The sequence below is a fragment of the Mammaliicoccus sp. H-M34 genome (assembly GCF_022386495.1).
In the GTDB taxonomy this organism is placed as follows: Bacteria; Bacillota; Bacilli; order Staphylococcales; family Staphylococcaceae; genus Mammaliicoccus; species Mammaliicoccus fleurettii.
In genome coordinates this window covers 262,625-276,202 of sequence record NZ_JAJNIK010000003.1, presented here as the reverse complement: position 1 = coordinate 276,202, position 13,578 = coordinate 262,625, and the positions used below count along the sequence as shown (strand labels likewise).

Genomic DNA, 13,578 nt, shown 5'->3' with positions numbered 1-13,578 from the left:
AATTTATTACGAGTTTCTTCATATTTAAAAATCGCCTAAAAATTCTGAAATATAGTAATGCTAGTATTTTCAAGCATTGAGATTATTGTGTATAATATTAATTAGGTGAATTTTTGGAGGGAGGTTATTAAATGAGTTTAATGCATATTATGATTTTATTACCTTTAATTTTTGCAATCATAATACCAATTTTATATAAGTTTTATAAAGGAACTCATCTAGGATGGTTTGTATTACCGATTCCTATTATTATATTTAGTTATTTTATGTCATACATAAAGGTTCCAGACTCGGACAAACCATTTATTGTCATTTGGGAATTCATGCCAAGAATAGGAATGAATTTTTCAGTTCATCTAGATGGTTTGAGTTTATTATTTGCATCATTAATTACAGGTATTGGAGCATTAGTCGTTCTTTATTCCATTACATATTTAAGTAAGAATGAATCATTAGGGAATTTTTATTGTTATTTATTAATGTTTATGGGTGCAATGTTAGGTGTTGTTTTATCAGATAATCTACTTATGCTTTATCTATTCTGGGAATTAACATCTATTTCAAGTTTCTTACTAATCGCTTATTGGCGTCATAAACAGTCATCAATATATGGTGCTCAAAAGTCACTTTTAATCACAGTATTTGGTGGATTAATGTTACTGGGTGGATTCATTTGTTTAGCATTAGCTGGTAATTCATGGAGTATTACTTCACTTATACAGAATGCAGAAACAATACAATCATCACCTTACTTTATTTTTGCGATGATTTTAGTTTTAATTGGTGCAATGACTAAATCTGCACAATTTCCATTTCACATATGGTTACCTGATGCAATGGAAGCACCTACCCCAGTAAGTGCTTATTTACATTCAGCAACAATGGTTAAAGCAGGTATTTATTTAGTTGCTAGAACTACACCGATTTTCGCAGCAAGCGCAGGATTTGTGTGGGCGGTGACTGCAATAGGTTTAATAACACTATTCTGGGCATCATTTAATGCCGTAAAACAGCAAGATTTAAAAGGTATTTTAGCTTTTTCAACTGTTTCTCAACTCGGTATGATTATGTCGATGTTAGGAATTGGTGCAGTAAGTTATCACTACTCTGGAGAAGAAAGTCAATTATTCTTAGCGAGTATAATCGCAGCAGTTTTCCATTTAATTAATCATGCTACATTTAAAGGCGCGTTATTTATGATTACAGGTACAATTGATCATGAAGTTGGTACAAGAGATATTAAAAAGTTAGGTGGACTAATGACCATCATGCCGATTTCTTGTACATTCACGATTATTACAGCTTTAAGTATGGCTGGTGTGCCACCGTTTAACGGATTCTTATCTAAAGAGTTATTTTTAACAGCAATGTTTGATGCTCATAAAGCAGATGTTTTCAGCTTATCAACAATTGGTTACTTACTACCAATCGTCGCTATTGTAGGTAGCATCTTCACGTTTGTGTATTCATTTAAATATGTACATGAAGTATTCTTTGGTGATTATAAACCAGATGCATTACCTAAAAAGCCACACGAAGCACCAATGCTTATGTTGTTGCCAACAGGTATTCTAACATTTTTAGTAGTGCTTTTCGGGTTATTCCCAAATATATTAAGTGAAAGTATTATTGCTCCAGCTGTAAGAGCTATAGCACCATTTGCTGATGCTCCTGAAGTACATATATCACACTGGCACGGTATCACACCTGCTTTAATAGGTACATTAATTGTATTTATAGTAGGTTTCATATTATTTAAATCCGTTGAAAAATGGATTGGTGTTTACAATATTCAGCCAGAATATTTAACGTTTAATTATTATTACGATAGAGGTATTCAATTAAGCTCTTATTTATCTAATAAAATTACTCAAAGTTATATGACTGGATTTATTAGAACATACTTAATGTATATATTTGCTTTCTTTATTATTATGACTGCACTAACTTTATTCACGCATCCTGTTAGTATCGCATTTGATAATATAAGCGAAATTAGACCATATGAAGTGATTTTAATGGGATTAATTTTAGTAAGTACATTTTGTATCGTATTAGCAAAATCAAGATTGTTCAGTATCATTATGCTTGCTGCAGTTGGATACTCAGTTGCGTTATTCTTTGTATTCTTTGGTGCACCTGATTTGGCACTAACACAATTATCTATTGAAACAATTTCAACTGCCCTATTCTTATTATGTTTCTATCATTTACCTAAAATGAATAGACACGATGAAAACCGTAAATTTAAAATCGGTAATTTCATAATTTCTATTTGTATAGGTATTGCTGTAATTACAATTGGGCTAATTGCATATGGTAATAGACATTATGATTCAATTTCTAAATATTATATTGATAATGTTTATGACTTAGCAGCAGGTAAAAATATGGTCAATGTAATACTTGTAGACTTCCGTGGTTTTGATACATTGTTTGAATCTGCAGTATTAGGTATTGCTGGTTTAGGAATTTATACTTTAATTAAACTACGTAATAATGATAAAAATGGAGGTGAAGAACATGAAGAAACAATCGAATGATGTGTTCTTTCAGTTTAATTCCATAATCATTTTCTTAATTATTATGATGTATGCTGTTTCTATATTCTTTGGTGGACACTATACACCTGGTGGCGGATTCGTTGGTGGCTTATTACTATCATCTGCAGTTATCATCATCGGGATAGCATTTGACACTAAAACATTAAAGAAAATGTTTCCTTTTGATTTTAAATTGGTGACAGGCACTGGTTTATTCTTTTGTGTTCTTACACCTATTTTAAGTTGGACTTACAATAAAACATTTTTTACACACGCATTTGGGGAATTTCATCTCCCTATATTTGGTGAAGTACATTGGCATACAGCAATGCTATTTGATTTAGGCGTACTGCTAGCTGTTGTAGGTACTGCGATAACGATTATATTAGCGATTGGAGAGAATGAATAATGGAAATATTAATGATTTTCGTTTCTGGTATTATTATATCTGTATCAGTATACCTAGTTCTCTCTAAAAGTTTAATTAGGATTATTATTGGTACAACGTTACTTTCACACGGCGTTCATTTAATGCTTCTTACTATGGGTGGATTAAAGAAAGGTGCTTTACCAATTGAAGAAGAAGGCATCAAAAATTATGTTGATCCATTACCACAAGCATTGATTTTAACAGCAATTGTTATTGCATTTGCTGTTACAGCATTTTTCTTAGTACTAGCTTTTAGAAGTTATAAAGAGCTTGGAACTGATAATTTAGAAGAGATGAAGGAGGTACCGAAAGATGAATAATTTGATTATTGTACCTCTTATCATTACATTTTTAACGGCTGTTACTTTAATTTTTGTAGGTCCAAGACCTTATTTAAAGCGTAAAGTCGTACTAACTGGTTTTACATTAGCCTTTTTAGTAAGTTTATATAATATCTATATGATTAATATGGATGGCACACAAACACTGAACTTAGGTAGTTGGCCAGTTCCGTATAGTATTGTCATATACGTTGATATGTTGAGTGCTTTGTTAGTTAGTACGAGTTTGTTTATTACTCTCGTAGTACTCATATACTCACACCAATCGATTGGTATACACCGGGAAAGATATTTTTATTACTTTGGTGTATCAATGATGGTTACTGGTGTTAACGGTGCCTTTATGACAGGCGATTTATTTAACTTATTCGTATTTTTCGAAGTATTCTTAATGTCATCATATTTATTACTAGTGATTGGTGGAACAAAAATTCAATTACAAGAAAGTATTAAATATATATTAGTTAACGTTTTAACTTCAGCTTTCTTTGTACTTGGTGTTGGTATGCTCTACTCCATAACAGGAACATTAAATATGGGTGACTTACACGTTAAACTTGCTGACCTTTCAGAAGCAAATTTAAATATAGTCGTAATTACTTTTATTATGTTTTTATTTGTTTTTGCTACTAAAGCAGGTATGTTCCCATTGTATTTCTGGTTACCTGGAGCTTATTACGCACCACCTATCCCGATTATTGCTTTATTCGGTGCATTACTAACTAAAGTTGGCGCATATGCAATCATGCGTACTTTCAGTTTATTCTATTCAACGAATAGTGAGTTTATAACTCAAACATTGATTGTACTTGCTATACTAACCATTATTATGGGTTGTATAGGTGCGATTGCATACTATGATGTTAAAAAGATTATTATTTATAACATTATGATTGCGATTGGTGTCATTCTTATCGGTGCTGCAATGATGGACAAAAATGGTATGATGGGTAGCATTTATTACTTACTACATGACATGATTATTAAAGCTTCTTTATTCTTATTAATTGGTGTCATCATTAAAATAACTGGTTCACCAGATTTAAGAAAATATAGTGGTCTAATCAACCATTATCCAGTTCTAGGATGGATATACTTTATTGCTGCACTATCATTAGCCGGGATACCTCCATTAAGTGGTTTCTACGGTAAGTATTTTATCGTAATGTCTACATTTGAAAATGGTCATTATATAAGTGGTATTGTCGTATTATTATCTAGTTTATGTGTCCTTTACTCAGTAATACGAATCTTCTTAATGGCATTTTGGGGAGAAGAAAAAGGATATGTTTACAATCCTAAATTACCAATTAATAAGTTAATGATCGCATCAATCACAATTACAGTAGTGGCAATATTATTTGGACTTGGCGCAGACTTTTTATATCCTCTTATAGAAAAAGCAGCCTTGCCTTTCTATAACCCTGAGACATATGTAAATGCGTTAGGAGGCGATTATTAATGGCTATACAAGTACTAATTAATGTTCTATTAGCAACTCTATGGATGATGCTTTCTGAAACATATACTTTTGGTGCATTCATATTTGGATATTTATTCGGTATATTGTTTATATTAGTTGCTTTACCCCTACTACCTGGCAAACATTTGTACTTACGTCCAGTATGGAAAAGTATCTTATTAGCTATATTATTTATGAAAGAATTGATACTTGCTAATATAGATGTAATTAAAATTGTTATCCAAAAAGAAATTCATAATAAACCAGCGTTCTTTGCATACCCAACAGAACTAGAGCATGATTGGGAAATTACATTACTATCACAATTGATTACATTAACGCCTGGAACAATCGTCGTAGCCATTTCAGATGATAAAAAAACACTTTATATCCACTCTATAGATTTTTCTGATATAGATTCGGAAATAAGTTCTATTAAAGATTCATTTGAAAAAGCAATCAAGGAGGTGAGCATACGATGACAAATATATTCGTAATAATCGCGATTATCATCGTTGCACTCTCTATGATAGGTATTCTTGTTCGTGTCATAATCGGACCAACTTTAGCTGATAGAGTAATCGCTCTTGACGCATTAGGCATAACTTTAATGGCAATGATTGCATTGTTCTCTGTATTAACTAACACAAGATATTTATTCGTTATACTTTTATTAATAGGTATTTTAGCATTCTTAGGTACTGCAGCATTTGCGAAATTCATGGATAAAGGAGAGATCATTGAAAATGATAGAAACGATTCTTATTAGTATCTCAATAATTATGATGGTCATTGGTGCATGCTTTAGCTTTTTCGCAGCGTTAGGTATTCTAAGATTACCAGATGTGTTCTCACGAGCACATGCTTCTGGTAAAGCTTCAACTCTTGGAGTTATGTTAATTTTATTAGGTGTAATGATCTACTTCATAGGTAAAGAAGGTCATTTCAATGTTCAATTATTACTAGGTATTATTTTCATATTTATTACAGGTCCTTTAGCAGGACACTTAGTTTCAAGAAGTGCGTATTATATGGGCGTTAAACCTACTGAACGTACAATTCGAGACGATTTAAAAGATGCAAAATAAACAATGAACTTGGGCATCTCAAATTCAGAGAGCTAATCCATAATTTTTGGATTAGCTCTCTTTATTTTGTTTATAATATCTTATGATTTTGTTCGTGCATGCTTGCCTAGGGTATGGTTCGAGCCTGTAGTCTCTCACGCATACTATTCCCTCAGGCGTCAGCACTTTACAAAATCGTAGAAGTAATACCTTAGAAACAATACTTTAGGAATTAAAAAAGACGAAATTCACTCTTTATCGTGAATTTCGTCTTTTTCTTTGGGATTCTATAAATCTATGTCTCAGCCTCTATTTTTATCTTTTCTTTTTTATAGCTATTGTTGCTCTGATTACTGAAATTAATTGATCTTCTTCATTTGTTACTTTAACATCCCATACTTGTGTAGTACGTCCGATATGAAGTGCTTTCCCCACAGCTCTTACTTCACCGCTTCGTATAGATTTAATATGATTTGCATTAATCTCTAATCCTAAAGGTATTTCATCTTCATTTGAAGATATATGTGCACCAACAGATGCTGCTGTTTCAGCTAATGCGATTGTTGCGCCACCATGTAAATATCCAAATGGTTGTTTGACTTTGTCAGTTACAGGCATTGTCATTTCAATATAACCATATTTTGATTCTACTGTTTCTATTTGAAGATTTTCTATTAAGTCCATATTATGATCCCCCTTATTGATACTATAATACCATAGCAGCGATAAAGCCAAATATCAATAATGGTATATTATATATAATAAAATTAGGTATACAAGTATCTCTTATATGATCATGTTCGCCATCGACATTCAATCCTGCTGTTGGACCTAATGTTGAATCACTTGCAGGACTCCCTGAATCGCCTAATGCACCTGCAGTACCAATAACTGCTATTAGTGCCATAGAACTCATACCAATTTCTTGTCCGAATGGGATAAATAAACTTGCAATAATGGGAATGGTTGCAAATGAAGAACCTATGCCTAATGTCACAATCAATCCTATTATCAACATCATTATGATACTAAAAGCTTTGTTATCCCCTGTAATAGAAGAGAGACTTTTAACTAGTGTACCTACTTCATTCGTTTCATTCATTACACCCGCAAAACCATTCGCAGTTAAAATAACAACACCTATATATGCCATTATTTGAATTCCTTCAACTAATTTAACATCTAAATCTTTCCAGTTATATAATCCTGAGAAGAAGAAGATTAAAATACCAGCTAAAGCACCGAAAATCATTGATTCTGTAAATGTCTGAACAATAAATGTTGCTAAAATGGCAACTCCAGTAACAATTAAAGGATATGGTTTTAAAGTTTTCAATTCTTGTTCTTCTTCTATTTTTATTGTTTTATATGTTCTTGGTCTCCAATAAAGTATGATTGCAATTATTAATCCAACAACATAGCCCATTGAAGGAATAAGCATTGCTTTCCAAATATTATAAAATTCTATATCTACATTTGCTTTGCCAAATGCATCAAATATAATTGACTGGAAGATGTGTCCGTATCCGTATGGTAATAATATATAAGGAAAACATAATCCAAAACCTATTACTGTTGCTATTAACCTTCTATCCATTTTTAATTCATTAAATAAACTTAATAATGGTGGTATAAGGATTGGTATAAAAGCTATATGGACAGGTATAATATTCTGACTTAAAATTGAAATAACCAGTAATACAGCTACCAAAGTAATTTTAATTTTAAGTCTACTTTTTTGCGAATTTTCTTTTTTCATTGATTTGATGATTTTACCAACTATGTAGTCCGTAATTCCACTATATGAAATAAGTGCCGCAAATCCACCTAATAAAGCATATGATAGTGCAACTTCTGAACCATCAACGATTGTTTTTCCAAATGTAGATATCACTTTATCAAGCGACATACCACTTAACAAACCACCTGTTAATGCACCCACGAAAATACTCAAAACGACATTAAGTCTCATTAAACAAAGTATAATCATTACAATAACAGCTACAAGTACTGCATTAAATTCCAAAAAGACCCACTCCATTCTTTAACTCTCTACCACGATAAAGTAAAATGATGAATTTATCATATCAGTTGAGAAATATGATGTCAATATATCGATAACTAGTCAGAATTTTTAGAATAATATAATTTAAAAAATACTTACAAAACCAGCGTGACTTTGTAAGCATTTTTCGATTATTTAATAATATATCGCATTATCTGTTTTTTAAGAAATGAATAACCGTAGGAATCATTGCACCAGTAGCGCCTTTTGGTCCACGGAACGATACTTTTTCAGTTTCACCTGATCCAGCAATATCAAAATGTAAATGAGGAATATCTCCACTGAAATGTGTTACAAATGCTGCAGCAAATAACGCTTTACCATTTTTATTTAATATACAGTTTGTTAAATCGGCAACTTCTGAAGACTTAATATCATCTTTTTCTTCGTCTGTAATTGGTAATTCGAAACTTACTTCATTTGAATACCTTGCTGCTTTCTTTACATCTTCAATATATTGATCTGCATCACTAGAGAATATACCTGTTTTTCCTAATCCTAATGCAGCAACTACTGCACCTGTTAATGTAGCAAAGTTCATAATAAGTTCTGGTTTATACTGAGCAACATATGAAACTGCATCTCCTAAAACAAGTCTACCTTCAGCATCTGTATTTGTAATTTCAACAGTTTCACCACTTAAAGCAGTAAATACATCATCAGGTTTCATTGCATTACTAGATACCATATTTTCAGCTAACGGCAATACAGCAACAATGTGAACAGGTAATTGCAATTCTGAGATCGCATTAACCATTGCTACTACATTACTAGCACCACTCATATCGTATTTCATAGTAGGCATGCCTGTTTTGGATTTAATTTGATAACCACCAGAATCGTATGTGACCCCTTTTCCTACTAAGGCGATAGGATCATTTTTAGATCCTTTATACTCTAAAGTAACTAGACGTGGAGGGTTTACAGAACCTTTACCAACTGCATCTAATAAGCCAATACCTTCCTCGCGAATAGCTTGTTCATCTTTGATAGTGACCTGAACTTTAGAGTTTCTAAAATGTTCTTCAATTTGTTGTGCAAAATAATCAGGTGTCAAAATATTAGGAGGTGTTTGTGAATAAGTTCTCGCCAAATTGATACTATCTCCTAAAATCTCACCGTGCTTAATGTATGACTCAATATCTTCATTAGATGTAGAAATAAAGTTTATCGTAGTTTCAACATTCGCTGATTTATTTGACTTATAATGATCAAATTGGAATACAGCTTGTTTTGATAACCATCCGAATCGATATAATCGTTCTTTTTCAGTAACATTTTGTGTTAAAAATGTATCATCAAATAAATTAACAGTTTCTATTTTATTGCTATGTAGATAACGGCTTAAATTACCATATATAACTTGATAATCGTTTTCTTTAATTTCTTTTAAATTTCCTAAACCTATAGAAATTAATTTAACAATATTATTATTAACAGTAACGGCAGTACTTGTAACTTCACCTAGTTCACTACTTATAATTTGTTGTTTTTTCAAATTATCTAACTGCCCATTTAATATATTATTCACTTCTTCAAAATTATGCATTTGATTTAAATGACTTGGGCAACCTATTATAATTGGAAATTCATTATTTGAATATTTTTCTAAAATGTTAAATTTCATATTATTATCCCCTTTGTTAAAACATTGAATAACCACTTCTTCTTAAATTCCTTATAACAAAACCTGCTACAATCGCACCAATCCATCCTGAACCGAGCATTAATATGTCAGCTGTATGTATATTTGTTATGCCAGAAATAAGTTTTGAAAATGCTGTTGATGGTTCTGTAAAATACATAGCTGTCGATATTTTATCTACAATCGCAAAAATAACGAATGGATAAAATACAACCATTAGCCAAGTAGTTTTTAATAGCATATTCAATATAAATGCGATGCCAAAAAACAAAACAAAAAACAATGCCATTGATATGATAACTTGAGGTAAAGATATCATAGCTAACCTCCTTTAAAAAAAGAGACCCGCCTAATAGCAGGTCTCTACATTTAATAATTAATCAATTAGAATTTACCTTTTTTATAGGCTAATCCGATACCACCGATTTTGAAAATAGCACGAGTATCGATAACTTTTTTCATGAATGCTGCTTTTTTACCAGTAATTTCACGACCCATAACGACACCAACACCGTCACGGCTACCTAATGAACATACAGTACCTTTGTCATCATAAGAGAAAGCTTCTGTTTTTTCACCGTTAAAGATGTTTTTAATATTTTTAGCAAGGTGTTCACCTTGTTGCATAGCGATTTGAGCTGTTGTTGGAAGTGGACGTTTGTTGTCTCCTTCGCCAGCCATAACAGCTGAACAGTCACCGATAACGAAGATATCATCGTAATTATCGATTGATAAATCATCTTTAACAACGATACGACCACGTTTAACGCCATCGAATGATTCTTCCATTAATTTGCTACCTCTAACTCCAGCAGCCCAGATTGCTGTGTTTGCTTCAAGAGTTTGTTCTACATCATTAACTTTAACTACGAAGCCTTTTTCGTTACAAGCAACGATTGGTGTAGAAATTTTGAATTCTACTCCACGTTCTTCTAAATATTTAACAACATAGTTCACTAAGTTTTCAGAGAACATTGGTAACATTTTTGGAGCAGCCTCAACACAAGTAATTTTAACTTTAGATTGATCTACACCGTATTTTTTACATAATTCAGGGATACGTTCAGTTAATTCCCCTAGTAATTCAACACCAGTGAAACCAGCGCCACCTACTAAAATAGCTAAATCATTTTCATCTTTTTCTTTAGATGCAGCATAATTAGCAAATTTATCTTCAATATGCTTAGAAATACGACGAGAAGTGTTAATATTTTCGATTTGAAGAGCATGTTCTTTCATACCTTCAATTCCAAATGTTTCACTTTCGAATCCTAATGCAACAACTAAAATGTCATATTCAAATATACCATTAGATGTTTCAACTGTTTTAGCATCTTTATTGATTTTACTAACTTCTGCTTTTACAAAGTTTACTTTATTTCTATCAATTACATTTGTAATTGGATATAAAGCATCTTCGTAATTTAATGTTCCAGCTGAAGTTTCATGTAACCATGTAGCTTCATAGTGATAATCATTTTTGTTGATTAAAGTAACATCAACATCTTGGTTTGAAACTAATTTTTGCAATTTAGTTACTGTTTGTAAGCCAGCGTAACCTGCCCCTAATACGAGAACTTTTTTACGTTCAAATCCCATTATTTTCACCTATACTTTCTAATATTTGTTTGACACTTATAGGAAAGTTGTGTCACTTTGTGTTTTTCATCACAAGTAATGATACTGCTATTTACATACAAGTACAATTGTATATTTTTATAAAGATAAATTCAAGTGTCACATGTTATTTCCTTAGCAATTCTCTGGCGTACCTGCAACGTCTTTTGTTTTAAATGAACTTCCACAACCGCAAGCTGCAATTGCATTAGGATTCTCAATAGAAAATCCACCGCCCATTAATGATGTTTTGAAGTCAATTGTTGTACCATTTAGTATCGGAGCATCATTCTTATCTACTATTACTTTAACACCAAAAAATTCTAGTGTTTCGTCGTTTTCAGCAGGTTCTTCTTCTGCAGACATACCGTAAGATAATCCTGTGCAACCGCCACCTTTAACAGATACTCTTAAATAACCATTTGGCATATCGTTACTTTTCATCATATCTTTAACTTCATAAGCTGCTGCTTCAGTTAATATAACTGTTGACATATTTATTCCTCCTAAAAAATCCAATTTTCTTCTATGTGACTATATATATTTTCTAGTAATTCTTCTGGTGTCTCTCCCTTAACCATATCTCCGTTAACTAGTGCATATAACCCTCTTGCACATGGTCCACAATTTTGTAGACAACCGTATTCCAATACATCTACTTCTGGATCATTGTCGAGCTTGTTAAACACTACATCAGCACCCTTGGCTAAGTTTGAAATACAAAATTCGACAATCGGATTCAATGTGTTCACCTACTCACTTTATATTCATTAAACTATTTTAACATTCATTGTAGTTTATGCCAAAAAAGATTATACTAAAAGTATACTTATATATTATAAAATATATACATACAAATTTGTAGAAATTTGATTTATGGACAAAGGAGAATAACGATGAAAAGCTTAGTATTATTAGGGGGCGGATATGGTAATATGCGTTTGATGAAAGAAATCCTTCCAAGCATTTTACCGTCCGATTATTCAATTACGCTGATTGATCGTATGCCATTTCATGGTTTAAAAACAGAATTCTACGCATTAGCAGCAGGTACAAAACCAGATAAAGATATTCGCGTTCAATTTCCTAAAGACAAAAAAATTAATACAGTATATGGGGAAATTACTGATATTGATTTAGATAATCAAATTGTTTCAGTTGGTGACTCACGTGTTGATTACGATGAACTTGTTATCGGCTTAGGATGTGAAGATAAATATCATAATGTACCTGGAGCAAAAGACTACACTTACAGTATTCAAACAGTACAAAATGCTCGTAAAACATATCAAGCAATATGTGACTTACCAAGTGATGCTACTGTCGGAATTGTTGGTGCGGGTTTAAGTGGTATCGAATTAGCTAGTGAATTACGTGAAAGCAGACAAGATATCAAGATTAAACTTTTTGATAGAGGTTCTAGAATTTTACCTGCATTTCCAGAAAAGTTAAGTAAATATGTAAAGAAATGGTTTGATAAACATAATGTAGAAGTTGTTCCTAATTCAAATATTACACAAGTTGAGCCTGGCCAATTATACAACAATGAAGACATTCATAATGTAGATTTAGTCGTTTGGACTGCCGGCATTCAACCAGTTGAAATCGTAAGAAATCTTCCAGTTGATACTAATGATGGTAGAAGAGTTATTGTAAACCAATATCATCAAATTCCAACTTATAAAAATGTATATATTGTAGGTGACTGTGCAGCATTGCCTCACGCACCAAGTGCTTATTTAGCAGAAATACAAGCAGATCAAATTGCTGAAGTTATGAAATTACAATGGACTGATAAACCTTTACCAGAAAAAATGCCCGAGTTAAAACCTCAAGGATTTGTAGGTTCACTTGGTGAGAAACAAGGCTTCGCTTATCTAATGGAACAAACAGTTACAGGACGATTAGCAAGAGTCATTAAATCAGGAGTACTCTGGTTATATAAATACCATAATGGATAATGATAAAAAGTAGCAGAAATATCTGCTACTTTTTTTATTGTTCAATGGCGACATGTTCATCAATAAATCTCGTGATATGCTTTAACTGAATATAACCATCAGCAACATATTCATCATTTATTGTAACAAGTGGATAAAACAATTCATCTTCATTAATTCTTTCAATAAACTGAAGATCATGATCTGTTAAATTTTCAGTCTGTTTTAAAAAATCAATATAAGTGTATTCAAATTCTAAATCCGTATATTTTCTTCCTAAAATAGCTTGTAACCATTCATATGTGTCCTTCGATGATGGTGCATTGACACAACTCGCACATACAACATCTGCACCATAAACTACTATACTTGCTTTGGACATATAATCATCCCCCTAGTTTGATGAATAGATTTTTTACCTTATATCTATTATAATAGATAAATAAGATTAATGTATCTAATAACACT

General features: G+C 32.0%; 16 protein-coding genes. 8 read left to right on the top strand and 8 right to left on the bottom strand.

Annotated elements, in window-relative coordinates:
- Positions 1 to 131 precede the first annotated feature (131 nt).
- The 7 genes from LQ608_RS05670 to mnhG are packed head-to-tail and all read left to right on the top strand — an operon-like array spanning position 132 to position 5,864.
- Positions 132 to 2,543, top strand: coding sequence for a Na+/H+ antiporter subunit A (locus LQ608_RS05670; protein WP_239750630.1), 2,412 nt, complete (start codon positions 132 to 134; stop codon positions 2,541 to 2,543).
- On the top strand, positions 2,524 to 2,952 hold the full coding sequence (locus LQ608_RS05665) for a Na(+)/H(+) antiporter subunit B (RefSeq protein ID WP_078357665.1): 429 nt from the start codon (positions 2,524 to 2,526) through the stop codon (positions 2,950 to 2,952). The genes LQ608_RS05670 and LQ608_RS05665 overlap by 20 nt, the downstream gene beginning before the upstream one ends.
- Entirely contained in the window at positions 2,952 to 3,293 is a 342-nt protein-coding gene (locus LQ608_RS05660; protein WP_078357666.1) for a Na(+)/H(+) antiporter subunit C, read from the top strand. Before LQ608_RS05665 ends, LQ608_RS05660 begins: the two co-directional genes overlap by 1 nt.
- A complete protein-coding gene (locus tag LQ608_RS05655; protein ID WP_239750622.1) occupies positions 3,286 to 4,776 on the top strand; it encodes a Na+/H+ antiporter subunit D in 1,491 nt (496 codons plus the stop codon). Before LQ608_RS05660 ends, LQ608_RS05655 begins: the two co-directional genes overlap by 8 nt.
- A complete protein-coding gene (locus LQ608_RS05650) occupies positions 4,776 to 5,258 on the top strand; it encodes a Na+/H+ antiporter subunit E (protein ID WP_239750612.1) in 483 nt (160 codons plus the stop codon). Before LQ608_RS05655 ends, LQ608_RS05650 begins: the two co-directional genes overlap by 1 nt.
- On the top strand, positions 5,255 to 5,545 hold the full coding sequence (locus LQ608_RS05645; protein WP_078357669.1) for a Na(+)/H(+) antiporter subunit F1: 291 nt from the start codon (positions 5,255 to 5,257) through the stop codon (positions 5,543 to 5,545). Before LQ608_RS05650 ends, LQ608_RS05645 begins: the two co-directional genes overlap by 4 nt.
- Positions 5,523 to 5,864, top strand: coding sequence for a monovalent cation/H(+) antiporter subunit G (mnhG, locus tag LQ608_RS05640; RefSeq protein WP_078357670.1), 342 nt, complete (start codon positions 5,523 to 5,525; stop codon positions 5,862 to 5,864). The genes LQ608_RS05645 and mnhG overlap by 23 nt, the downstream gene beginning before the upstream one ends.
- Before the next feature lie 294 nt (positions 5,865 to 6,158).
- Here mnhG and LQ608_RS05635 read toward each other — a convergent pair whose 3' ends face one another.
- The 7 genes from LQ608_RS05635 to LQ608_RS05605 form a co-directional block, all read right to left on the bottom strand.
- Positions 6,159 to 6,527, bottom strand: coding sequence for a PaaI family thioesterase (locus LQ608_RS05635; protein ID WP_239750608.1), 369 nt, complete (start codon positions 6,525 to 6,527; stop codon positions 6,159 to 6,161).
- Between the two features lie 22 nt (positions 6,528 to 6,549).
- Complete coding sequence (locus tag LQ608_RS05630; RefSeq protein ID WP_239750602.1) at positions 6,550 to 7,884, bottom strand: Na+/H+ antiporter family protein; 1,335 nt, start codon at positions 7,882 to 7,884, stop codon at positions 6,550 to 6,552.
- 175 nt (positions 7,885 to 8,059) lie between these two features.
- Positions 8,060 to 9,535: a M17 family metallopeptidase gene (locus tag LQ608_RS05625; protein WP_239750600.1), complete on the bottom strand. Its 1,476-nt coding sequence runs from the start codon at positions 9,533 to 9,535 to the stop codon at positions 8,060 to 8,062.
- Positions 9,536 to 9,551: 16 nt separating this feature from the next.
- Positions 9,552 to 9,872: a YuiB family protein gene (locus LQ608_RS05620; protein ID WP_239750599.1), complete on the bottom strand. Its 321-nt coding sequence runs from the start codon at positions 9,870 to 9,872 to the stop codon at positions 9,552 to 9,554.
- A gap of 65 nt (positions 9,873 to 9,937) precedes the next feature.
- A complete protein-coding gene (locus LQ608_RS05615; protein ID WP_239750596.1) occupies positions 9,938 to 11,152 on the bottom strand; it encodes an NAD(P)/FAD-dependent oxidoreductase in 1,215 nt (404 codons plus the stop codon).
- 153 nt (positions 11,153 to 11,305) lie between these two features.
- Positions 11,306 to 11,665, bottom strand: coding sequence for a HesB/IscA family protein (locus tag LQ608_RS05610; RefSeq protein WP_078357676.1), 360 nt, complete (start codon positions 11,663 to 11,665; stop codon positions 11,306 to 11,308).
- An 11-nt stretch (positions 11,666 to 11,676) separates the two neighbouring features.
- A complete protein-coding gene (locus LQ608_RS05605; protein ID WP_025904683.1) occupies positions 11,677 to 11,913 on the bottom strand; it encodes a YuzB family protein in 237 nt (78 codons plus the stop codon).
- Between the two features lie 153 nt (positions 11,914 to 12,066).
- Between LQ608_RS05605 and LQ608_RS05600 the strand changes: the two genes are divergently transcribed.
- On the top strand, positions 12,067 to 13,131 hold the full coding sequence (locus tag LQ608_RS05600) for an NAD(P)/FAD-dependent oxidoreductase (RefSeq protein WP_078357677.1): 1,065 nt from the start codon (positions 12,067 to 12,069) through the stop codon (positions 13,129 to 13,131).
- 34 nt (positions 13,132 to 13,165) lie between these two features.
- Here the strand turns inward: LQ608_RS05600 and LQ608_RS05595 are convergent, their stop codons facing one another.
- Positions 13,166 to 13,492, bottom strand: a complete 327-nt coding sequence (locus LQ608_RS05595) for a YuzD family protein (protein ID WP_239750588.1) — start codon at positions 13,490 to 13,492, stop codon at positions 13,166 to 13,168.
- Positions 13,493 to 13,578: the final 86 nt, after the last annotated feature.

What these genes read in the sequence shown, in the direction of transcription:
- LQ608_RS05670 (WP_239750630.1), top strand. Translation starts at nt 132, where the DNA reads ATGAGTTTAATGCATATTATGATTTTATTACCTTTAATTTTTGCAATC.
- LQ608_RS05665 (WP_078357665.1), top strand. Translation starts at nt 2,524, where the DNA reads ATGAAGAAACAATCGAATGATGTGTTCTTTCAGTTTAATTCCATAATC.
- LQ608_RS05660 (WP_078357666.1), top strand. Translation starts at nt 2,952, where the DNA reads ATGGAAATATTAATGATTTTCGTTTCTGGTATTATTATATCTGTATCA.
- LQ608_RS05655 (WP_239750622.1), top strand. Translation starts at nt 3,286, where the DNA reads ATGAATAATTTGATTATTGTACCTCTTATCATTACATTTTTAACGGCT.
- LQ608_RS05650 (WP_239750612.1), top strand. Translation starts at nt 4,776, where the DNA reads ATGGCTATACAAGTACTAATTAATGTTCTATTAGCAACTCTATGGATG.
- LQ608_RS05645 (WP_078357669.1), top strand. Translation starts at nt 5,255, where the DNA reads ATGACAAATATATTCGTAATAATCGCGATTATCATCGTTGCACTCTCT.
- mnhG (WP_078357670.1), top strand. Translation starts at nt 5,523, where the DNA reads ATGATAGAAACGATTCTTATTAGTATCTCAATAATTATGATGGTCATT.
- LQ608_RS05635 (WP_239750608.1), bottom strand. Translation starts at nt 6,527, where the DNA reads ATGGACTTAATAGAAAATCTTCAAATAGAAACAGTAGAATCAAAATAT.
- LQ608_RS05630 (WP_239750602.1), bottom strand. Translation starts at nt 7,884, where the DNA reads ATGGAGTGGGTCTTTTTGGAATTTAATGCAGTACTTGTAGCTGTTATT.
- LQ608_RS05625 (WP_239750600.1), bottom strand. Translation starts at nt 9,535, where the DNA reads ATGAAATTTAACATTTTAGAAAAATATTCAAATAATGAATTTCCAATT.
- LQ608_RS05620 (WP_239750599.1), bottom strand. Translation starts at nt 9,872, where the DNA reads ATGATATCTTTACCTCAAGTTATCATATCAATGGCATTGTTTTTTGTT.
- LQ608_RS05615 (WP_239750596.1), bottom strand. Translation starts at nt 11,152, where the DNA reads ATGGGATTTGAACGTAAAAAAGTTCTCGTATTAGGGGCAGGTTACGCT.
- LQ608_RS05610 (WP_078357676.1), bottom strand. Translation starts at nt 11,665, where the DNA reads ATGTCAACAGTTATATTAACTGAAGCAGCAGCTTATGAAGTTAAAGAT.
- LQ608_RS05600 (WP_078357677.1), top strand. Translation starts at nt 12,067, where the DNA reads ATGAAAAGCTTAGTATTATTAGGGGGCGGATATGGTAATATGCGTTTG.
- LQ608_RS05595 (WP_239750588.1), bottom strand. Translation starts at nt 13,492, where the DNA reads ATGTCCAAAGCAAGTATAGTAGTTTATGGTGCAGATGTTGTATGTGCG.